General features: G+C 62.4%; 18 protein-coding genes. 9 read left to right on the forward strand and 9 right to left on the reverse strand.

Going from position 1 to position 23,257, the window contains the following annotated elements:
• Positions 1-178 precede the first annotated feature (178 nt).
• The 7 genes from ABDZ92_RS13640 to ABDZ92_RS13670 form a co-directional block, all read right to left on the reverse strand.
• Positions 179-1,183: a tyrosine-type recombinase/integrase gene (locus tag ABDZ92_RS13640; protein WP_343763353.1), complete on the reverse strand. Its 1,005-nt coding sequence runs from the start codon at positions 1,181-1,183 to the stop codon at positions 179-181.
• Positions 1,180-2,094: a tyrosine-type recombinase/integrase gene (locus ABDZ92_RS13645; RefSeq protein ID WP_006832488.1), complete on the reverse strand. Its 915-nt coding sequence runs from the start codon at positions 2,092-2,094 to the stop codon at positions 1,180-1,182. The genes ABDZ92_RS13640 and ABDZ92_RS13645 overlap by 4 nt, the downstream gene beginning before the upstream one ends.
• Positions 2,091-3,245 carry a tyrosine-type recombinase/integrase gene (locus tag ABDZ92_RS13650; protein ID WP_337999266.1) on the reverse strand — a complete coding sequence of 385 codons (1,155 nt, stop codon included), beginning with the start codon at positions 3,243-3,245 and terminating at the stop codon, positions 2,091-2,093. The genes ABDZ92_RS13645 and ABDZ92_RS13650 overlap by 4 nt, the downstream gene beginning before the upstream one ends.
• A 535-nt stretch (positions 3,246-3,780) precedes the next feature.
• Positions 3,781-6,309: a strawberry notch-like NTP hydrolase domain-containing protein gene (locus tag ABDZ92_RS13655; protein WP_343763370.1), complete on the reverse strand. Its 2,529-nt coding sequence runs from the start codon at positions 6,307-6,309 to the stop codon at positions 3,781-3,783.
• Between the two features lie 151 nt (positions 6,310-6,460).
• Positions 6,461-8,542 carry a ParB/RepB/Spo0J family partition protein gene (locus ABDZ92_RS13660; RefSeq protein WP_343763373.1) on the reverse strand — a complete coding sequence of 694 codons (2,082 nt, stop codon included), beginning with the start codon at positions 8,540-8,542 and terminating at the stop codon, positions 6,461-6,463.
• 33 nt (positions 8,543-8,575) lie between these two features.
• On the reverse strand, positions 8,576-9,487 hold the full coding sequence (locus tag ABDZ92_RS13665) for a DUF7146 domain-containing protein (RefSeq protein WP_343763375.1): 912 nt from the start codon (positions 9,485-9,487) through the stop codon (positions 8,576-8,578).
• 163 nt (positions 9,488-9,650) lie between these two features.
• Positions 9,651-9,818, reverse strand: a complete 168-nt coding sequence (locus tag ABDZ92_RS13670) for a hypothetical protein (RefSeq protein ID WP_293983955.1) — start codon at positions 9,816-9,818, stop codon at positions 9,651-9,653.
• Positions 9,819-10,066: 248 nt separating this feature from the next.
• Here ABDZ92_RS13670 and ABDZ92_RS13675 point away from each other — a divergent pair, with 248 nt between their 5' ends.
• The 9 genes from ABDZ92_RS13675 to ABDZ92_RS13715 all read left to right on the forward strand — a co-directional run bounded on the left by ABDZ92_RS13675 (position 10,067) and on the right by ABDZ92_RS13715 (position 20,830).
• Positions 10,067-10,885, forward strand: a complete 819-nt coding sequence (locus tag ABDZ92_RS13675) for a hypothetical protein (RefSeq protein WP_343763377.1) — start codon at positions 10,067-10,069, stop codon at positions 10,883-10,885.
• Positions 10,886-11,257: 372 nt separating this feature from the next.
• Positions 11,258-12,016, forward strand: coding sequence for a helix-turn-helix transcriptional regulator (locus tag ABDZ92_RS13680; protein WP_343763380.1), 759 nt, complete (start codon positions 11,258-11,260; stop codon positions 12,014-12,016).
• A gap of 77 nt (positions 12,017-12,093) precedes the next feature.
• Positions 12,094-12,720 carry an acyl-homoserine-lactone synthase gene (locus ABDZ92_RS13685; RefSeq protein ID WP_343763382.1) on the forward strand — a complete coding sequence of 209 codons (627 nt, stop codon included), beginning with the start codon at positions 12,094-12,096 and terminating at the stop codon, positions 12,718-12,720.
• A 10-nt stretch (positions 12,721-12,730) separates the two neighbouring features.
• Positions 12,731-13,642 carry a phytanoyl-CoA dioxygenase family protein gene (locus tag ABDZ92_RS13690; RefSeq protein ID WP_343763384.1) on the forward strand — a complete coding sequence of 304 codons (912 nt, stop codon included), beginning with the start codon at positions 12,731-12,733 and terminating at the stop codon, positions 13,640-13,642.
• Between the two features lie 3 nt (positions 13,643-13,645).
• Positions 13,646-14,041 carry a hypothetical protein gene (locus ABDZ92_RS13695; RefSeq protein WP_343763386.1) on the forward strand — a complete coding sequence of 132 codons (396 nt, stop codon included), beginning with the start codon at positions 13,646-13,648 and terminating at the stop codon, positions 14,039-14,041.
• Between the two features lie 341 nt (positions 14,042-14,382).
• A complete protein-coding gene (locus ABDZ92_RS13700) occupies positions 14,383-14,871 on the forward strand; it encodes an RNA polymerase sigma factor (protein ID WP_293983986.1) in 489 nt (162 codons plus the stop codon).
• Positions 14,864-15,925, forward strand: coding sequence for a FecR family protein (locus ABDZ92_RS13705; protein WP_168845455.1), 1,062 nt, complete (start codon positions 14,864-14,866; stop codon positions 15,923-15,925). The genes ABDZ92_RS13700 and ABDZ92_RS13705 overlap by 8 nt, the downstream gene beginning before the upstream one ends.
• A 106-nt stretch (positions 15,926-16,031) precedes the next feature.
• Positions 16,032-18,596 (forward strand): TonB-dependent receptor, encoded by a 2,565-nt coding sequence (locus ABDZ92_RS13710; RefSeq protein WP_168845456.1) that lies wholly within the window; start codon positions 16,032-16,034, stop codon positions 18,594-18,596.
• Positions 18,597-18,670: 74 nt separating this feature from the next.
• Positions 18,671-20,830, forward strand: coding sequence for an Atxe2 family lasso peptide isopeptidase (locus ABDZ92_RS13715; protein ID WP_293983967.1), 2,160 nt, complete (start codon positions 18,671-18,673; stop codon positions 20,828-20,830).
• Here the strand turns inward: ABDZ92_RS13715 and ABDZ92_RS13720 are convergent.
• Both ABDZ92_RS13720 and ABDZ92_RS13725 read right to left on the reverse strand, forming a co-directional pair.
• Complete coding sequence (locus tag ABDZ92_RS13720; RefSeq protein ID WP_343763394.1) at positions 20,745-22,538, reverse strand: asparagine synthase-related protein; 1,794 nt, start codon at positions 22,536-22,538, stop codon at positions 20,745-20,747. The two genes, ABDZ92_RS13715 and ABDZ92_RS13720, sit on opposite strands and share 86 nt — an antisense overlap.
• Positions 22,538-23,203 carry a lasso peptide biosynthesis B2 protein gene (locus tag ABDZ92_RS13725; protein ID WP_343763397.1) on the reverse strand — a complete coding sequence of 222 codons (666 nt, stop codon included), beginning with the start codon at positions 23,201-23,203 and terminating at the stop codon, positions 22,538-22,540. The genes ABDZ92_RS13720 and ABDZ92_RS13725 overlap by 1 nt, the downstream gene beginning before the upstream one ends.
• Positions 23,204-23,257 lie beyond the last annotated feature (54 nt).

Consider the following 23,257-nt stretch of genomic DNA (forward strand, 5'->3'; position numbering starts at 1 on the left):
GTCCGTTCCCTTGAAGACCTGCATCATCCGGGTCGGGAAGGCCGACTTGAGATAATCGATCATATATTCTTTGCAGTCGCAGTTTATGTCGAGCGTCGCAGCCGGAGGCGCGGGATTGCGTCGGTTCGTCATGATTTTACTCCAGATAATTGTGCGGTTGGGGCAGCGTGGCCGAAGGCTATGCCCGCTTGCGGACGTCGTTGAGCATGGCGATCAGAGTGTCTGACGGCGGCTTGAAGCGTCCAGGGCTGATTTCCGGCCCGCCATGCGCAGCCAAAATCCGCAGCTTCTCCTCTGAATCGGCGCGCAGATATGTTTCGGTGCTCTGGATGCTGGCATGTCCAAGCCATAGTGCGACCTTGCGAATATCGCCTGTCGCTGCGAGCGTGTGCATCGCGCAGGAATGACGCAATACATGCGGCGTGACTCGTTTGCGCAGCAACGACGGCTGCTTCTTTGCTGCCGCGTTGACATGTTTGGCGAGACGGAATGCGAAGCCATCGCGGGTGATGGGCTGCCCGTTCGCGTTGAGAAATACCTCGGCGACCTCAGTCTCAGGACGGATGACAAGCCATGCGCGGAGTGCGAACTGGGTCTCTTTCCATAGCGGCAAGACCCGCTCGCGACGGCCTTTACCCATGATGTGGACCGTCGAGAGCGATCGATCCGGGAAATCGCGCAGTTGCAGCGACACGAGTTCCGATACCCGAAGCCCCGCTGCATAGGTCAAGTGCAGCATAGCGCGATCGCGCGTACCGAGCCGTGTCCGAGGATCGGGCGCGTCGAGTAATGCCTTGATCTCGGCCCGGTCGAGATAATCGATCAGCGTCTTGTCTGCCTTCTTGCTGGGGATCGATCGAACCCGAAGCGCCTGGTCAAGACACGCCGGAACCCGATACTCGATGTACCGGAAGAAGGATCTGATCGCAGCGAGCCTGCCATTGCGGGTCCGCACACAGCTGCCGCGCTCGACCTCGACATGGCCGAGAAAGGCCATGATCATGTCGGTGCCGAAATCCTCGATCTCGAGATCGGTCGGTCGACGCTTCAGCCGATCGGATGCGAACCGGACCAGCAGGACGAAGCAGTTGGCATAGGTCTTCACCGTATGCGGGCTTACGGCGCGTTCACGCGGCAGATGTTCGCGCAGGAAGGCTGTGAGATGGGGAGCAAGCGCCGTCATGCCGCTTCTCCCAGATACAGATCCTCGCTCGCGGCAGCGATGTCGCGCAGCAGCACTGGCGTGGCTTCGAGATACCAGTAGGTGTTGGCGACCGAGGTGTGACCGAGATAGACACTGAGCGCGGCCATGTGATGCGTCACGGCGTCCCGGTCCGGCGAGCAGGACTCGAGCGAGCGTACGGCGAAGGTATGCCGCAAATCGTGAAGCCGCATACCTGCAGTCCCGGTTGGTCCACGATATCCGAGCTGTCGCGCCAGCCTGACGAACACGACGTGGGCGCGGACCTTATGGGGTGCTCTTCCCCGGATCGTCACGAACAGATCGTTGCCCGTGGCACCGAGCCTTGCCCGGGTTGCGAGATAGGCCTCGAGAGCCTGACGGATTGATGGCTGCAAGGCGATTAGGCGCTGCTTGCCGAACTTGCCGTCGCGGACGATCAGACCGTCTTCGACCAGATCGTCGCACTGTAGTGCTAGAGCTTCGGAAATCCTCAGACCGGTCGCCGCCAGCAGACCGAACAGGTAATGATAGGTGAAGGGACTGATCATGCCCTTGGGCGGAAGATCGAGCGCCGCCTTCATGATCGCCCGGACCTGTTCCGGTTGGATGATGTGCGGCGTTGGTCGCGGACGCTTCCCCCGGCCAAACACACCGGCGGGCGGAACCTGGTTGGCTGGATCCTCGGCATGGGCAAACAAGCAGAAGTTGCGCACGAAAGTGAAGCCGGTCCGCGCGGTGTTCTGCGAAGTCGTCGCTCGGCACCAGTCGTAGATGCGGTCGATACGGGTGTGGCTGTCTCCGAAGCCAGTCGCGTAGGTGCCGAACTTGCGAAGCAGGCGCTCCTGCTCGAAAAATTTGCGACCGAGGCTGCGATGCAAAGCGACGTACCGCGAAATCTGTGCGTTTATCATGACAGGTCTCCGGGCCAGGGTTGTGCGATCTTCAAGAGCATCGGCAGATCGGTCTTGGCGTAAATGGCGGTGGTCTCGGGCGAGCTGTGGCGCAGGATGGTCCCGATGGACTCCAGGCCTGCACCAGAGCGCAGCATGTTGGTTGCAAGCGAATGCCGGAATATGTGCGATCCGGTCGGCAGACCTTCGATCCCGCCGCGCTCGAGTGTGCGTGCAACGATGCCGGCGATCTCGGCTGACGAACTGAATGGCCGGAACGGGGCTTGCGAACGCAAGAACAGGTGCGCTTCGATGGCCGTCGGGCGGGCCGCAGCAAGATATGCCAGGATCGCGTCGCCAACACCCTGTGGCAATGGCAAACGATCCGGTCGACGCGTCTTGCCCTTGACCTTCAGATGGCCGGATCGCCAATCGATATCGTCGAGACGCATATCCCGAATATCTCCTGCTCGCAGGCCAAGTCTGGCAAGCAGGAGAATGATCGCCTTATCCCGAACTTCCACCGGCCGACCTGTCGGGCAGGCTGCAATGATCCTCTCGATCGTTGCCGGGTCGATGTAGCGCGGCAATGCCGAAAGCCGGTATCTCCGTACGGAAGGCATTGCGTGCAGCAGCGCTGGGCGGCATTGGCCTCGGCCAATAAGAAACCGAAGATAGCTCCTCATGATCGTGGCGAGCAGCGAAGCCGATCCCGGGATCTCCTTGCTGCGACGCTCGAACGCATCTCGCAGAGTGGCAGCATCCCATTGTGCCGGCGCGCCGAGCATGGGCATCAGCCGCTCAATCTCTGCCCGGTATCGCCGGATCGTCTCGTCGGTCACGCCTCGATCCTGCCTGAGCCAACCGACATATGCCGCGACCTGCGGATCTTCGACCACCTTCACCGCGACCGGAGCGATGGCGCGCCGATCACGAAGAAACTCAACGAAGTGCCGTGTGCAACGCCGCCGTCGCTTCCTGCCGGAAGTGGTCAGCTTGCCGCGCTTGCGGAAAACCGGGCACCGACAATCGTGATCGGCATACTGTTTGGTGACCGTGTCATCGACATCGGTCCATGGACATCGCGATACCCGCAGCCAGGCCGCGAAGTGCTCCGCCTCTGAACGGTAGGCTTGCGCCACCCCCTTCGCGAGTTGGAGGCCATCGATCATATGCGAATAGTCAGCAAGATGACGCCCGAGATCGTAAATCCCATCGGCTACGTCGATGTAACCCTGGTCTTCGAGAAACCGGACAAAGCGCCTGACACGCGCCGCAAGATCGGCCTTGTAGGCTGTCGCTTGCGCTGAATACCTTGGGCACCGGCATCGATGCTGCTCAAAACGGCGCACGATGCGATCATCAACCGTCCCGAGCGCAATCCCGCGTAGTCCCAGCCAACACAGAAAATGGCGGATCGCTGCGCTGTACAGGACCGCACAGGCTGTTCCCTCTTCAACCGACAGAGAGGAGAGGAATGCACTGAATAGGGCGTTAGTACTGGGCGGCTCTCCAACCCTGCCTGGTGCAGGCTGAAACGACACAAATGATCTTGTTGGCATGGTGGTTCCTTCGACATGTTGAGGTCGAAGGACCGGTAATTATCTGGAGTAAAATCATGACGAACCGACGCAATCCCGCGCCTCCGACTGCGACGCTCGACATAAACTGCGACTGCAAAGAATACGTCTAATGTTGAGCTCAGCATTATACATATTCACGCGGCGACAGTTCGATATCGAGATGGGCGCGTTCGTCCGCCGAGAGGCTCGCGAGGCGCCGGTCGAGCATCGCTTCCGCCGTCGTGACCAGCTGGACGACCGCTTGACGGCCCTCTACGACATCCTTCTCGATCGCAGCGATTACGGTCGGCAATTTCATCGCGATCAGCAACTGGCCGAAGAAGCGTTGCTTCGCGCTCTCGAACCGGGAGAGCGCCGCGCCTTTGGCCTGTGCATTGAGCGCGCGACCGCTGATGCCATCGACGATGTTGGTGGCTGCCAGCACCTCGTCCAGATTCTGATGGATGAGCGCCCAGGCGTCGGCATAGGCATCATAGATCGCGATCTGCTCGGGCGTGAGCCGATGTTCGAGCGGGTCATATTCGACGCCAGCGAAGGTCAGCGCCCGTGCAGTGTAGAGGCCGAGCGCTTTCAGGTCGCGCGCGACGATCTCCATCGCCGCGATCCCGCCGCTGCCGAGCGCCGCCATGAACGCCTCTCGCGTGTCGAACGCCGAGCCCAGCCCCCACAGTCCGAGCCGACTCGTGTAGCAGAGGTTCGCAGGGTCGGTGGCGCCCGTCGCGCTGTTGTAGAGGACGCACGCGCGCGGCAGCAGGTTCTGGAGGCGGACACCGGCCAGACCTTGCTCGGATCCTTTCTGGGTGCCGTATTGGGTGTCCGTGCCCGCGGCATTGGCGAGCTCATGGGCCTCGTCGAAGGCGATGACGCCATCAAAGTCTTCTCCAAGCCAAGCGAGGATCTGCTGCAGGCGGGATTGGGCGTCGTCGCGTTGAGAGCGGAGAGTCGCGAAGGTCAGGAAAAGGATGCCGGTGTCCATCGTGATCGGCGTGCCGAACGGGAAGGCATCGAGCGGCTGGATGTCGATGGCCAGGCCGCCAAGCGCGGACCAGTCGCGGCGCGCATCTTCGACAAGGGCGCTGCTCTTCGAAATCCACACAGCCCGGCGCTGGCCCCGGCACCACCTATCGAGGATGCAGGCGGCGATCTGCTGGCCCTTGCCGACACCAGTCCCGTCGCCAACCATGAATCCCATGCGGTAAATGTGGCCGTCGGTGTCAGGCGTGAGCAGCGTGCCCGCGGGGTTAGGCAGATGCCGTCCCGGCAAGTCGCGGGCGAAGGCTTGCCCCGCATAGATCACGGTCTCGAGCTGGGCATCGGACAAGGCGGACACGGCGCGCGGCGGCAGCATGGGCCGATAGGTCGGGATCGGCGGCAGGATCGATGACATCGCCACCGACTCGACAAGTTGATCGGGATGCGGGTTCGCGTCGGCGAAGGCGAGGCGCGACAATTGCCAGGGTGCGTAGATGCCGATCTGGTCGCCGCCCGCCGGGGGTGTCTCCAGCACCTCATAAGCGAGGAGCTCGGGGTCACCCGCGATTGTCGGGACAAGCGGCGGCGCGATCGTCTTCATCGGTTCCACCCGCGAGAACAGGCCACCCTTGCGCGGAGGCGCAGAAGGCACCGGCGCGACAGGGAGCGGAAGCATGGCGGGTGTGGGAGGCGTCGGATCCCCGTCATCGAGCCGGGGCGGAACCTGCAGGACGAGTGGCAGCGCCTCAGCCAGATCGGCGGCGACATGGCACGCGGTTTCGCCAGTCCAGCCCTTGTCGAACACCAGCAACCGGATCGAGGTCGCGGTACCATGTTTGGCATAAGGCTGGCCGTGGATCGTGATCTCGAAGCGCGGGCGTACGACGGCGCTGACCGCCGCATAGCCCTTGGCCCCGGCGCCATCGCGGGCAAAAGCGGGCGACATCAGCGCGACACATCGCCCGCGGTGACCAAGACGCTGGAGCGCGGACCGCAGATGACGCGCGCCAGCGTGGCGATCGCGGCCGCGTGCCTCGCTGCGCGAGAAAGGCGGATTGATCAGCACGACCGTCGGCCTGTCCGCAGGGTCGAGCAGGTCGTGGATGAATTCGGCATCGTAGCGGGTCACCGGCTGGCCGAAGAGCGATGAGAGAATATCAGCCCGGAGCGGATCGCGCTCGTTGAGCAGCGACCGAGCACCTAGCTGGCGGGCATGAACCGCGAGCATCCCCGTCCCCGCCGAGGGTTCGAGCACGACGTCGGCCTGCGTGATCCGAGCCGCACAAGCCACGAGCCACGACAGCTGGAGCGGCGTGGAGAATTGCTGAAGATCGACCTGGCGCTCGCTGCGATAGCTCTGCGTGGGGAGGCCCCGCGACAGACGATCGCGAGCCGCCATGGCAGCGGCGGGATCATCATGGTCGATAAGGCCGGCGGCCGGGTCGAGCGCGAGTAAGGTCTGGGCGGCTTCGAGCGCTTCATAGGCATCGCGCATCGACCAGTCGCCCCCAGCGTCGGACCCGCCGACATGCGCGCGCATCAGCGATTTGAGACACTGGCGCGAAACGCTCGCCCCGGTGGAGAGCTGGTCGGCGAGGATCCTGGCGATATGGAAGAGCTGGCCCGCCTTGGCGCATGGGTTAGTAGCCGCGGCGCAGGCGGCGAGAAGCGGATAGGTCATGAAGGATACTCCTGCAGGCTGAGCGAGAGCCCATGGCCCTCCCCGACGCCGCCACCCCCTTCCCTCCACCTTGCGAAGGGGTTCGGGCGCGGCGGGGCGCGATCGGTCGAACCGGGGCCGCAGCAGGTGGCGCAGCCCCGATCCTCAGCGGTCAGGCGGCTTCCGGCAATTCGACGGGTTCCTCCCGGTCCTGCTCGACTTCCTCGCCCCGCTGCCCCGTTTCCGGCTCGGCGACCGGCTCGGGCTGGGCCGGATCGGCGGAAGCATCAGCAGCCGCGAACAGGCTCGCGTCTCCGGGATCTTCTGCCGCGAACCGCATCGGACCCGGCAGCCACGCGACCGCGCGCTCCTTGGCTTCGGCCTCGGCGATGATCTGCCCAGCGAACAGCTTCTCCGCCGACGCCGCGAGATCGAACTTGCGCGAGGCGGCGTAGCGGGACTTCAGCTCGAAGCCGCCAATGGCCTCGAACAGCCCCAGGATCGCCGGCTTGGTGATGCGATCGAAGAAGTTGCGCGCGGTCGGCCGCCACCAGGACTTCACGTCGATCCGCAGCTTGGCGCCGAGATGGTTGAGGAAGCCGCTGCCGGTCATGCCGTCGGGAACCGCGTGCAACGTCCGGGCGACCGCCCAGCCGAGCCACGCCGCGCGCGCGCCATCGTCGAGTGCGCAGAAGGCGTCGTAGCGCGCCTCGATCTCCTTGTGATCGAGCCAACTGCGGTCGAGCGCCTCGTCCAGCTTCGCCAAGGCCTGGGCGGCGGGCGTCTCGCTTTTGAAGCCGGACACCCGCGGCGAGGGCGCCTTGGCCCGGAGTTCGCTCGGCATCCCGCTCCAGCCCATGTGACAGGCATCATCGACCATGATGAAGGTGCCCAAGTCGAGCGCGAAGTGCGGGTCGCTGGCAACGTGCAGCGCAAGCAGCTCGGTCTTCATCATCGCCAGCTCGTCCTTGAGCTTCTGGCTGTACGTCTCGCTTTGGGGAGCGTCGGCGGGCTCGCCATCGGGATCCGATGCATCCGGGTCCGCGTCCTCGTCGCCATCCGCATCCTCGCCTTCATCGACCTCTTCCGGATCTTCCGATTCAGCGACGAAGAGCTGCTCGTAGAGGCGAGGCTCGCCGTCCGGGCCGATCAGCAGATAGGCGATCGCCGAGCTTTTCTGGTCGTCGGAGAGCGCCACGCCCGTATCAAGGATGCCGCCGATCTCTTCCTCAAGCGTCTCGATCCGTGCTTCCTGTTCCTCGGTGTAGCCGTCCGTTTCCTCGGCGACCTTTTCGATCTCGGCGAGCTCAGCCTCGATCTCCACCTTGCGGGCCTCGGCCTCGGGCGCGAGCGGCACCGGTTCGCCGTCGAGACGGGCCAGCTGGAAGGTCTCAGAATAGGGGATGCTGGTAGCGGACACGGTGCGAACCTCGGCAAAGCCCTCGCGCTCGCGAAGCGCGGCGGCCGATTTGGCGAGCGCCTCGTCGACCAGCTTGTCGACGATATCGCCATCCCGCCACAGCTCGGTCGACGCGTCGGTATAGAGATCGGCATCGATGGTGCCACCGGCGGCGAGATAGGCGTCGCGGCCCACCAGCATGGCCTTGGGATCGCCGCCCTTGTACGAGCCGCTCTCGACGGCGCGCCGGATCTCGTTGGCGTTATGCCGGTAATAGCCCTGCGACATCTGGGCGAACACCTTGGCCTGGCGGTCGGTGTCGCTGGTGTGGGCATAGGCGGTTGCGACGTCGATCGTGATCTCGCCGGTGCGCAGCGCGTCGAAGACGGGCTCGGCCAGGTCGGCGAGACGCAGACGACCGAGGACGAAGCGCTCGGTCTTGCCGAACCGCTTGGCGACATCGGCCGGGCTCTTCTTCTCGCGCTCGATGATCGCCTGGAAGCCGCGACACTCATCGGCGGGGTTCATCGCGAGGTTGAAATAATTCTCGGCCATGCTCATTTCGATCGCGTCGCGGGCATTCTTCACCGGCAGGACCGGCACCATGAAATCCTCGCCGAAAGTACCTTTCGCGATCAAATTGTGGATCCGCTCGAGCCGGCGGCCGCCGCCGAAGATGCTGAAATGGCCCTTCTTGCGCGGGACCGCGACGCCGATCAGGTTTTGAAGGACGATGCCGCTCTCGCCGATATTGGCTTCGAGTTCGGCGTCGGCATCCGCGTCGCTTTGGGTGCGGACATTGTGCGGCGACTTGGAGCAGTCGAGCGCACGGACGTAGATGATGTTCGGGTTCATCGGGTTCACTCCATCGGCGGAGCCGCCTGACCATCAGGCCGCTAACCGCACCCGATCCCCCACCCCCTTCCCCTCCATCAGGAGGACGCGATTCCAATCGTTCAGCCGGTACCAAGGCCAGATGGTTTCGATCGTTCGACCGACGCGGGCATAGGCGATCTGCGCCTGCTGCTCGGCGGTCCGTCCGGCGTGATCATTGTCCGGCAACAGGATGAGCCGTTCAACGCACTCGGGAATGGCGATGCGCGCGAGACGCTCGCTGCCAAGCGTGGCCCAGACCGGGATGCCGAGCAGCGTAGCGGCGGACTCCGCCGTCTCGACGCCCTCGGCGATCCCGAGGCAGTTTCCGGCGCGGTGGAGCCGGACCGCGCCGGATAGCGGCCGGCCAAGCGCGAGCTTTGGCTTCGACATGTCTGTCGCCACCCTGGGCTGACGTGGATCTAGGAAGATCCGTTGGACCGCGATTACCAGAGATCGTTCCTGGATGGCAGCGATCAGCGCCGGGCGGAAGCGAACGGCTCGCCCTCGACCCAGCGGCGTCCGAGGGTGGAAACGCAAAGCGTGCGACAGATTGAGGATTCCACGGCTGGCGAGATAGGCAGCCGCCGGCGTGCCCTCGACGGGTCGAGCCTCATTCCAAAGAGAGCGCGCCCGCTCGGCCATGACCATGTCGCGATCGGACGCCGCAGTCGAGCTGGCCGCAGCGCCGACCGGCACGTCGAAATTCAGCCGCCGGATAGCGCGCAGGATCTCCACGCCAGTGCATCCGGCGAAGCATTTGAATAGCAGGCTGCGGTCTCCGACACGCACCGAGAGGCTGGGCGTGCGATCGGCGTGCGCCGGACAGCGACACATCCCGCCATTTGGCCGCCAGATGCCGCCGAGACGCGTGACCAGGTCGGAAGCGGCGGCCTCAAGTTCGAGGTTCTGTGCGAATGCAGACATGTGATCGGTCCACCCTGCTGAAGAGAATATCCGACCGACTTACCCCCCTCCCTTCTTCGTCATGACGATTGACTGCGGCGCGGTGCGGCGCGCCGAGGTGCCCCCTTGGGTTGTCTTTGGATCGGCGCGTGGGCTGCGGCCCAGCGGGGGAAGAGGACAAAACTTACTGGAGGGTCGTGCCGGAACTCAGTGTGAGTGCGACGGCGTTGCGAATGATAAACCAGTCCGAAAACTGCTCCAGGTCTCCGGCGGCCATGGACTCGTCGATCCTGGCCTGAAGGAAGGCGCCCACCGCATCGCCATGCTGCGCGATCAGCTCGCGGGCGATCATGAAGGCCCTCGCGTCCTCGTCCCGATCCACGGCGAGGAGAATAGTATTGCCTGGCCATTGGCGCCATGTCCCAGACCAGAAATCAATTCGGAACCGGTACTAATCATTGGCCCCTCTTACCGGGGAGGGGTGCCGCAGGCATCGACTGGACTGTCTGCGAGAACCGAAAAATGCCAGGGGATGGTCGAAGCGGTGACCTCGGGAGCTGATGTCCCGCGCGTGCACATTGCCCGAAAGGAAACAAGCGGATGAATGATGGCCTCCCCATGCGCTGGGGATTCATTTTCCACTCGGTTCGCAACTACATGTCCGACTTGGCCGAGCAGTGGCACAGCGACGACATCTATCTCTGGAAGAACGAGCCGGGCCACGTCTCGATCGAATTCACGTTCGCGTCGCCGCATTTCAACCGTGCCCGCGACATGTACGATCTCACCGATCGGGCAACCGCACTGAAGGCGGTCCTCGACGGCGCGATGATGCTCGGGGTCGGTCCCCGGGTAAGCGCCTACGAACCCTTTGCGCTCGGCGAGATCGTCGATCTGAGGGATCACGTCAGACGGGACGGGCCAGGTTTCGGAAATGTGCTGGTCGAGCCATTCGATCCGCTATCGACCTTCCCGGCCGGCACCAAGATCATAACGCATGACCGTTACGACCCTGAGAATATGATCTTGCAGGCGCGGCAGGATCCGATCGCCCTGGGCGTGCTCAAGCATCTCGGCTACAACGGCCCCGACTACCGTACCCTCTATTCCCTCTTGGACTGGATGGAATCCGAGGGCTGGGACGAGAAACGGGTTGCCGCTGTCACTGGTCAGGATGCTGACGCGGTCAAAGCGTTCACGGGGACCGCTAACAACGCGACCATTCTCGGCCCGCTGGCGCGCCATGGCGAGAAACGCTGGCAGGTTCCAAAATCGATCATGACGCTCGGAGACGCGCAAGCGCTGATTCTCCCCGCGACGAAGGCGTTTCTCAGATCACGGGCTGAGAGCTTCGATGCGACGGGCGCCTGGCCCGTTTACGTCAGACCCTCGAAGAAGGCGCGCGCTGCAAAGGCGTAACGACTACCCAAAAGATCTTCTCCAGCGAGGATCGGCATCTCATCGAGGGAGCCGCCGGAGCGGGCGCCATCGTCGATCCAACAGGGTGCAGTCGGTACCAGACGCGCTGTCGACAATTCCCGACGCGAGCGATCGTCGTAGCGGGGCCCGTTACCGAGTGGTTGTCGTTGCGACGCGATGCTTGCTCGTCTCAGTGTGACCTTAGATCGGGTCAAGTAGCAGGCACGTTTGCCTGCATTCTTCAGCAGAAGATGCTTTCGGGAGAATTCATCCAAAATGAACAGATATTAGGCGCCACTGTTTGGGCGCAAGATGTTACAATAACTGACGCTGATTAAGCGGATTCTTGTCGCTCCAGTATGGAGTAGACAGATGGCAGACCAATTCGATTTCAATGGGATGATTAGCGGCTTCCTCCTCGCCAAAGACGAGGCTGATCTACATCATCATCTGGACCGCTGCGCGCACGAGCTCGGCTTTAGGAAATTTGCCATGGGTCACCATGTTGACCTGAGCGGCCCTCCACAAGATGCCATTCGCGTCACCAACTATGATCCCGCGTGGATCGAGCGATCGCTCGGTGATGGCTATTTTTTCTATGACCCTGTGCATCAAGCGAGCACGAAGACTGCGATGGGTTTTTTGTGGTCAGACATTCCTGATATGATCCGATTGTCCAAGGCCCAGAAGGCGGTTCTTGAAGCCGCGCGTCCTTATGGCCTGAGCGAAGGCTACACGATTCCGGTCCATGTCCCCGGCGAATATCGCGGCACCTGCTCGTTCGGTGCGGACTCGCTGGACGGTCTTCGGGCGAATGCGCTCCCCCTCGCAAACATGATCGGAACCTACGCGTTCGAGTGCGCGCGTCGAATCATGCGCTCGCGACGCGGCGGTTCCGACGGACCGCCGAATGTGCCCCAGCTGACTGACCGGCAGCGCGATTCCCTGGTGCTCGTCGCACGTGGCAAGGGCGACCCGGAGATCGGTGCGCTCCTGGGTATCGCCGCGACGACCGCGCATGGGCATGTCGAGAATGTCCGCCGCGCCTACGGAAATGCCCAGCGTCCGTTGCTGGTGGCACGCGCCCTGTTCGACGGGCAGATCACCTATTCGGAGGTGTTCGGACGCTGACAACCCTCTGATCAGTCTGTGGCGACCGTCGCGTTTATGAGCGAGCTGTCCTTCCGCTAAACAGCGGGAGAAGCTCAATGATCCAGTATTTCCCGGGGCATCGCGGTCCCGGCGCGTCGGCGGCGCTCGACAATATGCACCGTGATCGCAAGCGCGTCTTTGTCGACTTGCGGCGGTGGGAGGTGCCCGTGATCGACGGGCAGTTCGAAGTCGATCAGTTCGACAGCGAGCACGCCGTCTATCTGATCAGCGCCGGCGACGACGGGACGCACTATGGCTCGATCCGACTGCTGCCAACTGATCGGCCGCATATTCTCGGATCGCTCTTCCCGCACCTCTCCGACGGTCCAAGCCCGACCGGGCCTGACGTCTGGGAAATCACCCGCGGCTGTCTCTCACCCCGCCTTCGCGCTGCCGAGCGGCTTCGCGTTCGCAATCGGCTCACAACGGCGGCGGTGCAGTATGCCCTTCTCCATGGCATCTCGCGCTTTGTCTGCGTGGCGGATTCTGGATGGCTCTCCCAAATTCTGTCGCTTGGCTGGAACTGCGAGCCGCTGGGCGAGCCCCAGCTGATCGCCGGCGCTACCACCGGTGCGTTGCAGATCCACATTTCCGCCCGGACCATAGAGCAACTCCGCGAAGCCGGCAGCTATGCGCCCGTTCGTCTGCAGCTTGGCGGCGGCGCGATGCCGCTCGCGGCGTAAGGAGGCGGCGATGCTCATCGAGCCAATCTTCGGCCGGAGGAACGCCGACATCGCGCGCTGGGTGGAGGCTCTGTCCGCAGATGGGTACTGCATCATTCCTGATGCGGCCCCGCCGGCTGCGGTCGCCGCCCTGGCTGCCGACATGAACCCCGAGTTCGAAAGGACTCCGCACGCAACCGGACCATTTTACGGCGAATGGACAAAACGCTTTCATGGGTTGCTACGGCGCTCTTTGCACATGGACGGGTTCGTTCGGAACGAGCTCGTCCTGGGGATCGTCGAGAATATCCTCGGCCCCGCGTGCGACAGCATCCAGCTCAACCTGACACAGGCGATCGAGGTCCTCCCCGGCGGGCTGGTCCAACCTCCGCACCGCGACCAGGACATGTGGCCCGTCCGCACATCCGGTGTCGAATATCTGGTCAATGTGATGTGGCCGTTCACGCCGTATACGGCCGCCAATGGGGCGACGCGCGTCTGGCCTGGAAGCCATCTGCGGCAGGACGAGATCCTGATCGACCCGGCGGAAGCCGTCGCTGCCGAAATGGAGCCAGGGGCCGCCTTGCTGTTCCTCGGGTCTACGCTCCATGGCGGCGGCGCGAACCGGACCATGGCGTCGAGGCGCGGCATGATCGTCAGTTACAGCCTGGGCTGGCTGAAGCCGTACGAGTTGCCTTGGCTTGCCTACCCCCCGGAGGTCGCCCGCACCTTCCCTGCCCCTCTGGCCGAGCTGGCGGGGTACCGGGCGCACCGCCCCAACCTCGGGACCTTCGAGGGGCGCTGTCCATCGACCCTGCTGGGCGGACCACCGACCAGCGCGCTCGGGGCGGTCGATGCCCTGAGGCCCGATCAGGAGGCGCTGATCGAGCAGTTCCATGCCGGACTGTTGCCGGCCGGACTGCGCCTGTCCGGGGGAGTGTGAGCCGTGGTGAACGAGCTCCACGGCGTTGGTCCGACGCTAGACCGGCGCGCCATGGTTCGCTGGGCGGCTCGGGCGCACTGCCTGCTCGGCACTCGGTTCGGTGAAGATCTGTTCTCCATGCCGGCGCTGAACATGCTGTTCGACCTCTATGTCAGCGAGATCCGGCAACCGAGGTCGCTCAGCAACCTTTGCGCCGCATCAAAGGCCCCGGCGCGAACCGCGCTAAGAGTGATCAACCGACTGGTCGAGCGGGATCAGCTCATGCGGATTCCCGATCCGAGAGATCAGCGCCGCGTGAACGTAGATCTGTCGCCCAACGGCAGGCAGCAACTCGATGCATATTTCGATGCCTTGCTCGAGTTGCTGGCCGAAACCGAACTGAACAGCGATCCACCTTGAGTCCCGTTCAGCAACTCGTGCGACGCAAGACACGGCTCTGGATCAAAGACTTGCATCCGAAACGGAGTTAATACACATTTGCGATGCAGTTGGCAGCGAGGCTGGTCGCCGACTGCAGGGTAGCCCTGACCAATTATCTAGAAGCGCTGATCCATGGTGGTTTGGCGCGCGCTTTGGACCAACTACGCCAGCCCGTCTGGATGGATCCACTGTGCCCTTTTTACCGACAATCCATAGTGACGCCGCTCGCCCGGCGCTGCTGAATAACCTTGTTTGACGAAACGGGGCGACCGGGAGATGGCGCAGACAAACGCTCCCCCGAGCCGGAAGGAATCGATCGCGTGCAGCTCGAGGCGGTTTACCGCACGGAGGCCCCTCGCCTCAGACGCCTCCTCGGTCGCAAGGTCTGGATAGAGGATGAGCGAGACGACCTCGTCCAGGAGGCATTCGCGCGCCTTGCCTCGGCGAGGTCGGGCGCCGCGTCGCAGAACCCTGGCGCGTACCTTCACGGGATCGTCCGCCATCTGTTGGCGGACCGTGTCCGGAAGTGGGCGCGAGCGCGAAGTATCCGGCGTATGCTCGAGACTGCGCCTGGTCCGGAGGCGCTCTCTCCCGAGACGGCTGCCGAAATAAATCAGATGCGAGAGCGATATCGCGCCGCGGTCGACACTCTGCCACCGAGGACACATGAGGTGTATATGCTGCATCGTGCAGAGGAACTGGAATATAAGTTGATCGCCGAACTGCTCGGCATCAGCATCCGCACAGTGGAATGGCATATGGCTCAGGCACTCATCCGGATCAGCAAGAGCTTTGACGCCGATGGATGACAAGCACGTGCCGAGCGAGGCTCCCCGGCAGGATCAGTTACTTGAGGAAGGCTCCTTCTGGTTCGCGCGGATGCGCGGTCCGGACGCCGAAATGCACCGCGCGCAATTCGATGCCTGGCTCGCGCGCGGAGCGGCACATCTTGGTGCCTATAATCGCGCCGGCGAGATTTTCGCATTGGGCAAATTCCTGGCGGAGTCGCCCAACGCCGAAGCCAGCGAGGCACGTGCGTCGGCTTACGGCGGGTCGTCATGGTGGAAAGGCTTCGTGTGGCTGGCGCTGGTGGTCGTCACCGTCGGCACCGGAGCCTGGATCAAGCGCGACGCGCTAATCGACGCGTTCGGATACGCACCCGAGATCGCCGCGGAGCAAGCACCTACACTCCGCCCCGGCATCGCGCTGGCGACGCGGGTCGGAGAACGTCGCAGTTTCACCTTGGCCGATGGATCGAAGGTGACGCTTGATCCGGACAGCCAGCTCCTGGCAGCCTTAGGGACCGAGCGACGCGAGCTAAGCCTCAAGCGCGGCCGGGCCCGGTTCGATGTGGCTCACGAGTCCCGTCCGTTCGTCGTCTTCGCTGGCGGCGGCAGCGTAACGGCGCGAGGCACGATCTTCGATGTGATCGTCGGCAAGAGCGATGCCGTGACAGTGCGCCTGCTTCGGGGCGCGGTCGACGTCGTTCGACCGGCGACCTCCCGCGACGCCAAGCCCGCGGTGGCCCGTCTGGCACCCGGGGAAGAGTTCAGTTTCGGAGAAACCGGCGTGCCTGATCTTGGCGCGTCAACGAAGACTTCCGGCGCGACGGCACCCGAGCCAGCACCGGCCGCTCTCGCGGCCAGGGAGTACAGCATGGCACCATTGTCCGCTGTGATCGCCGAGACCAACAAGGGATCGGGGTTGCTGATCAGGGCTGCCGACCCTGCCATCGGCGCCCTAAAGGTATCCGGGCGTTTCCGGATCGATGACCCCGAGCGCGTCGCAGAGCGCCTGGCAACCTTGTTCGATCTGGAGATCGATCGGAGCCACAGTGATGAAATTGTGCTCCGGTCTCAATGACAATCGGGTGAAAGATATTGTAGGGACGACCCCGTAGTTCGCGCCCTTGCGGCGATATCCCCCTCAAACCCTCGCCAAAATGGCGAGATCGAGAAGGGGGAAAATCATGGGATTTGTGCGGGACGGGGTTCGAATTCGACTGCTTGCTGCTGCGGCGATCACTGCATTGGCGATCGCCACGCCGGTCAGAGCACAGGAAGGTCAACGACGTGAATATAACGTCGAGGCCCAGAACCTTGGTGACGCGCTACGGACTGTAAGTCGCCTCTCGGGTCGTGAGGTCATCTTCACCGCGGAGGCGGTCGAGGGCAAAAATGCCCCTCGCCTCCGCGGAACTTACACGCCGGACGACGCAGTGCGTGCATTGCTCGAGGGCAGCGGCCTGACGGCGGAATTCCGGAAGGATGTTGTCCTCATCCGGGGGCGATCGGAGGCGCCGGGCGAGGTAGCGAACGACCCGGCAGCACAGAGCGAGATCCTTGTTACAGGGTCGCGCATCCGCGGCGCGCAGTCGGCCTCGCCGGTCATCTCGATCTCGCGAGACGAAATCGAGTCTGCAGGCCAGCGAAATATCACGGATGTTCTGGCCGCGATTCCACAGAATTTCACTGGCGGTCAGAATCCGGGTGTCGGTCAGGGTGTCGGAGGTAGCAACAACACAAGTTCTGCGACCAGTTTCAATTTACGTGGCGCTGGACCGGACGCGACTCTCACGCTCCTCAACGGACACCGGATAGCCTATAACGCACAATACCAAGCGATCGACGTCTCTTCGATCCCTTTCAGTGCGATCGAACGGATCGAGATTGTCCCCGATGGATCCTCCGCGCTTTATGGCTCTGATGCTGTAGCGGGCGTTGCCAATGTCATTCTGAGACCGGACTATGATGGCCTTCTCACCGACGTGAAGCTGAGTGGGTCGACAGACGGCGGTGCCGAGACCCAGCAATATGGCGTTCTCGCGGGAGCCACCTGGGCCTCCGGGGGTTTCATGGTCGCGTATGAGTTCGAACGCAGCACGGCGATTTATGGCCGCGACCGGAGTTACGCCAAAGCGCCCTCTCCGGGACTGACGCTCTATCCCTCTCTCAAGCATCATAATGCTGCGGTAAGCGGCCACCTCAGTATCACGAGCAATCTGAATTTTCGCGTTGATGGCCTTTATAACAAGCGCTGGAGCGATCGATATTCGCCGGTAGATAGCCGAGCAGACTATCTGCTAAACGGCATCCACATTGCGACAGACACCGAAGCCTTCGCGATTGCTCCGAGCCTCGAGCTTAAAATGCCAAACCGTTGGCAAGCGACCCTGTCGGGCAGCTACGCGCAGGACCATAGCCGTTTCAACCAAGAACAGTTTCTGAACGGTAGCCTTAGAGCTGGCACTTACATCTGCTATTGCAACACCGCGGGCACGGTTGAGATCAACGCTGATGGCCCGCTCTTCACATTACCCGGGGGCGACGCGAAAGTTGCGATCGGAGCAGGCTATCGAGCCAACCATTTCCAAGAAACACGGCAAAAGATCCACGCCTCGCAGGAAATTTCGTATGGCTTTGGGGAGCTCAGTCTTCCGCTGATCGCTCCGGACGTCGGCATACCGCTGGTGCGGCGCCTTACTGTCACGGCCGCCGTTCGCTTCGAGAAACCGTCGCAAGGCGACGGTGTTGCAACGCCAAAGCTTGGATTGGTCTACTCGCCAACGTCGGGTTTTGAGGTGCGCGGTACATGGGGACGGTCATTCCGAACGCCAACACTGTTCCAGCAGTATCAGTCCAAGGTCGTCGCCTTGTTCACGGCAGCGAGCCGAGGAGGATCCAACTATCCGTCTGGATCAACGGTCCTGCTTCTCCAAGGTGGGAGCCCCGACCTGAAACCTGAGAAAGCGTCGACCTGGTCGACGTCCGTCGCGCTCGATCCGTCTTGGCTTCCCGGGCTTCACCTAGAGGCCACCTACTTTGATATCGATTACTCCAGCCGGATCGTCGCGCCAGTCGGACAGGCCGCGAGAGCGTTGTCAAATCCCGCCTATGCAGATCTGATTACCTTCAGTCCCAGCGCGTCGGATATCGCGGACGTGCTGGCGGGCGGCACACCCGTAAATACGACGCCGACGCCGTTCGATCCCTCGAAGGTCGTTGCGATCATTCACAACCAAAATTTGAACGTTGCGAGTCAGACCCTTAGCGGCGTCGATGTTAGCGGGACGTACCGCTTCTCTTTAGCTGACGACAGTACGGTGACGCTTTCGCTGGCAGGGAGCTACTTAGACAGCAAAAGAAGGCTAAGCGCCCTACAGCCCGAGCTGCCTCTGGCCGGGGTGGTCTTCAACCCACCGCATCTTCGAGCCAGAGCCGGCGCGGTCTGGCGGGCCGGGCCATCTACCCTTGCGGCATACGCAAATTACATTTCGGGCGTCGAAGATACGAGGGTCGTTCCTACCAATCGGGTCGAGGGCATGACGACGGTCGATATCTCGGGTCGCCATTCCTTCACCCGCGGCCCGCGTCTTCTGAGAGGCCTCACCGTCTCCGTCACCATTCAGAACCTGTTTAACGTCAAGCCGGACACGATTGTGCAGCAATCGCTTGTCGCGGAGAGCCCGTACGACTCCACGAATTACTCCCCTTTGGGCCGGGTCGTCGCTTTCAGTCTATCCAAGTCCTGGTAAGCGCGATGCCAACGAAGAGTTGCGCCATGCGCAGACGGACTTTATCCTCGGTAGGTCGCCTGCGGGCGGTGGCAGTGGCCGGTCTCATCGCCTGTGGCGCGGTCGGAGCGCCGGAAGTTGCCGCCCAGAGTGGTAACGCGCCGACGCTGACAGATATCGTTGAGGCACGTTCGATCGACAGTCTTGTCCTCTCGCCGGACGGACAGCGGCTAGCCTTTCGTGTGATCGAGCGTTCCGTCGCCCGGAATAGCACGACAGCGCAATGGTACTGGGTCCCCATGGGAGAGCCGGCTGCTCCGGTGGCGCTCGGTTCTCCCACCGAACCTATGTGGGTACCCCTGTTCGATTTCATCGAGAATGGTGACGCGCAGTGGGATCCTGGGTCTACGACGCTGTATGTGAGGCAGGCGGGACGCCATGGCATACAAGTCCACCGGCTCGGGCCCCAAGGCGCCGATCGAACCGTCACCGAAGATCCGGCCGACGTAGTCAGCTTCTCCATCTCGGACGATGGAAAGACCATCTCCTACAAGACACGCAACACGCGAGAGGCCATTGCGAACGCCGCCATTCTTGAACAAAGAATGGGCATTCATCTCGACCGGACACTGGTCACCGACGGCCTTCCGCTGATCAACAACTTCCGCATAGGCGGCTCCATGGCCTCTTTGCGGAGAAGCGGTCCGTCAGAAGTGCTGCCCGGCCACTCCGGCGCACTTGCGACCAAATCGGTTGCGATCCCGGGCCGTGATCCTGTCCAAGACCGACCCGCCAAAGCGTCCGTCGACCAAAGGTCAGTTTACACGAGCCTGAGTGCGGAGACGGGCCTCGGTTTCAAGTTGGCTTCTCAACGGACTGCCGTTTCACTCGAAACAGTCGGGGCGATGTCCAAGCTCCTGCCCGTTCCCAAATACGAGCTCACGGCTACCTCCGAGGCCGGAGTCAAAAGCCCCTGCCGCGAAGTGTTCTGCGTCGGATTTTCTTACGCCCTCCGACAGGTCGTCCCAAACGAATCGAACGGCGAGATAGTTGTGCTTTATGAGGCTGACGAGGCCGGTCGTTCCGTTCTCTACGGCTGGAACCCTCTCACCGGCCGCAGTCGGACGATCTACGATCACCGAACGGCGCTGGACGGTGGATCTTCGTACGCTGGATCTCCGTGCCGTCGAAGCGGCAGATACCTGGCTTGTGTCGAGGCGGGTCCAACCCAGCCGCCCGAACTGGTGCGCATCGACATGGAAACCGGCGAGCGCGTGACGCTTTCCGATCCAAATCGATCGCTGGCACGCAAGGCTTTTGCCGCCGCGGAGTTGCTCTCCTGGACAGATGAAAGTGGAAGGCCTGCCAATGGAGTGCTCATGCGCCCGAAAGGTGCCTCGACACGGCATCCTCTGGTCATAACAACCTATCGTTGCCGCGGCTTCCTGCAGGGGGGAACGGGAAGCGTGGTTCCCGAGCATATCCTTGTGCAGCGAGGGATAGCTACGCTCTGCGTTAACACGCGAAGCGAGAATATTGCCGAGCGTGGTCCGGACGGGCACGAAATCCTCCTTGGGGTCCACAAGGCTTCCATCGAGTCCTATCGCTCTGCCATCAATCTTCTGTCGAGGTCCGGCGTCATAGACCCAGCTAAGGTCGGAATCTCAGGACATAGCTACAGCAGCAATGTTGTCGCCTATGCTCTGAGCAACACCAATCTCTTTGCGGCGGCGACACTGGGCACCGGCGTTACGATCGACCCTAACACCTATTATCTTACCGCGCCCGTGCCCGACAGCTGGCGGAAATCTGTACTGCGTTCGATGGCGCTGCCGGAGCCAACAAAGGACACGTCGAAGGTCTGGAACCATATCTCCCCGTCCCTAAACGCAGGCAAGATCACCGCGCCGGTGCTCTTCCTGCCACCGGAAAACGAGTATCTTTTCGGGTTACAGCTCTACACCTCGCTGCGCGATGCGGGCGGAATTGCTGACATGTACATCTTCCCGGGCGAAGGTCACTCCGCCGGGCGTGAACCCATGCATCGCTACTGGCGGTATCGGCGCGCACTCGATTGGTTCGCCTTCTGGCTCACTCAGCGGGAATACGCTTCCCCGGACACGGTCGATCAGTATCGCGGATGGAGGGAGTTGCGGGAGGCTCGGAATGTTACAGGCCACCTGTCGACCCAGTCGCCTGAGAAGGGGGTCTCGACCAGGATCCAGCCCAGACCTCCACATCAACCAGACTCATGATGCGCCTAATCTTCCCGGTCATTTCCGCTCGGGGATCGTCAATCGCGCGAACAACCGCATCGCGATCGATAATGTCTTGTCGCGCAAGCAGCCCATCGGCCAACAACTCTCTAATAAAGCGGCGGTTCGCTGCAAAGAGCTCGTAGAGGAAACTGCCAGGGCTCCCCTTCAATTGTCGTGTTATCAGCTCCGGGGGCAACCGATCGGCGAAGGCACCGCGAGCTGGCGCACGGTTGATTCCGCCAGAGCACCAAAGCCAGGTCGGGATACGCAGACAAAGCTCGATGATTGGCTGCGACATCAGCGGCGCTAGGTTCGGATAACTCAGCTCGCGCTCGAAACCCTCGAGATGATTCTGGATACCGATTATCTGGGCGATATGAGCGGCTTTGCCTGGGAGGGTGCCTGGTGGGCAAAACAGGTGGGGATGCGAGCCGACGCTTTCGCCCGCGTCAATGCAATTGCCCGTCAGGAAGGTCTGATCACGCGGCCACCGGAATTGCGCATCCCGAAACCACGCCCGACGGAACCCCAGTGCAAGAAGCAATGGCACGCCATGATCGGAGAGACGGCTAATGTCGCGAGCGCTCTGCCACAGACCTTTGATTGAGCTTCCCCTCAGAAGACGATCCGCGAGCGGCGCCACCGATTGGAGAGCGCAAAAGACGTTGTCGCCGCCGGCTCCGGAAAAGAACGCATCGGCCCCGGTCCGGCGAGCCAGGTCGATGAATTTGCGGTTCCCCGCCTGAGCGAACGCGCGCGCCACGGGACGCGGGAGGTGAGCCGCTGCCGACACACTGAGGTCGACTTCCCCAATGTCCTCGATAGACTCCGTGAGTGTTGCTTCGAATGCGCCCGCCACTAGTCGAGCATATGTTCGTTCATCGCCGCTTGGATCCTTGGTGGCCAGTGTCAGGCAACTCAAAGGTACGCCGGCGCTGTGCACGCACGCAGCGACAATCGATGAGTCCAGCCCTCCCGACACGCCGATCGCAATGTGTCGAAACTCCCTAGCCCACTCGGCGACGCACATCTCGACAGTGCGGCGCAGCTCCTGCCGAGCAACACGCGCGTCACAGATTTCGGAGCTTCGCGGGGTAAAATCCCAAGGGTTCCACGCCTGCTTCAGCTCGATTCCCTGCGGCCCTGCAACAAGGGCCTCTCCCCCGAGCAGCTCGGTCACGCCGATCAGCGATGTCCGGGCAGAGCGATGATGATCAGCTAACAGGTGGGCGCTGATGGCCACCCAATCGACCTGGGGGGAAAGAAACCCAGACCTGATGAGAAGCTCGATATCCGATGCGACGACGACGACGCCTTTTCCCAACACATAGTAGCAAGGCAGGAATCCAGATGGGTCGCGGAGGATCGTTAGTGTCTTGCCGGCGGGATCGGACAGGAAGGCAACGTAACCGCCCCAATAGCGCGACAGCAAATTTTCGACGGGGTCATGGGATGGATCGTGGTCCGGTGGTCCAACTTGCTGGACCGCGCCCCGCCTGCCGTCGCGTCGGAAAAGAGTTCCAACGACAAAGCCTTTGCCGCGCTCGAACGTAATGGTCTGGCAATTCGCCAAGAAGAAGCACGCATCGCCGACGAAACCAATTTCAGCCAGTTCTGGGCATTTGGCGGCGACAGCGGCGCACAGCGATCGATCCAGCGCCGGTGCTCCGGACGAGGCTATCAGGGCCAGATAGCGTTTCCGCATCAGATGACCATGATAGGTGTGAAGAGTCTGACATGTTCCAGACGATCGCTCAAAATTGCGCCGCGTTGTTGCACCCAGCAGTGGGCGACAAATGGTCGGACAGCGACGCCGAAAACGAGGTCAGCGGAAACTCCTCGGCTGAGCAGGCGGTCCATGATTGCCAAGGAATAGGGCAGGCAGCGATTGTGCGAGGCGACGACCTTGCCGAGCGCCCGGAACGCCATTGCGGTTGCGGCGCGCACCTCAGATCCATCGGGCCTGCATGAGGACGCAAGCGCACGCTTCCTATCTTCAATAGTGGTCAGAATGGTCGAAAGGTTTGACACTCGAAGGCCGCGTGTGGCGCGGAACAGCGACGCCGCGGCGTTGGCTCTGCCCCATACGCTCGTCGGTTCGTCGCGGTCCCACAGACTCGCGCTGGGGGGGGCATCGTAGCTGCATGCAGCAATAGGTGCTCCCAATCGATCGTGTTGGATTATCCCGGCGTCGATCAGTTCGGTTGTGCTGCTGGATGCGTGATTAGGCACGGACCCGCAGAGAAGACCAAGGAATGATGCCTCCTTTTCGCCAGCGAGAGCGAAGTAGCGGTCCCTGTTCCGGTCGAGGAAGATGGGCCGGTCTCCCGCAATACAGAAGTACACCCCTGCCCTCAGCGTATAATCCATTGGTCATCCACCCTGGAAGAAGCGGCGCGCGGGCACCCCGCGCCCCGCCAAGTA

The sequence above is a fragment of the Sphingomonas molluscorum genome (assembly GCF_039522995.1).
GTDB classification, from domain to species: domain Bacteria; phylum Pseudomonadota; class Alphaproteobacteria; order Sphingomonadales; family Sphingomonadaceae; genus Sphingomonas; species Sphingomonas molluscorum.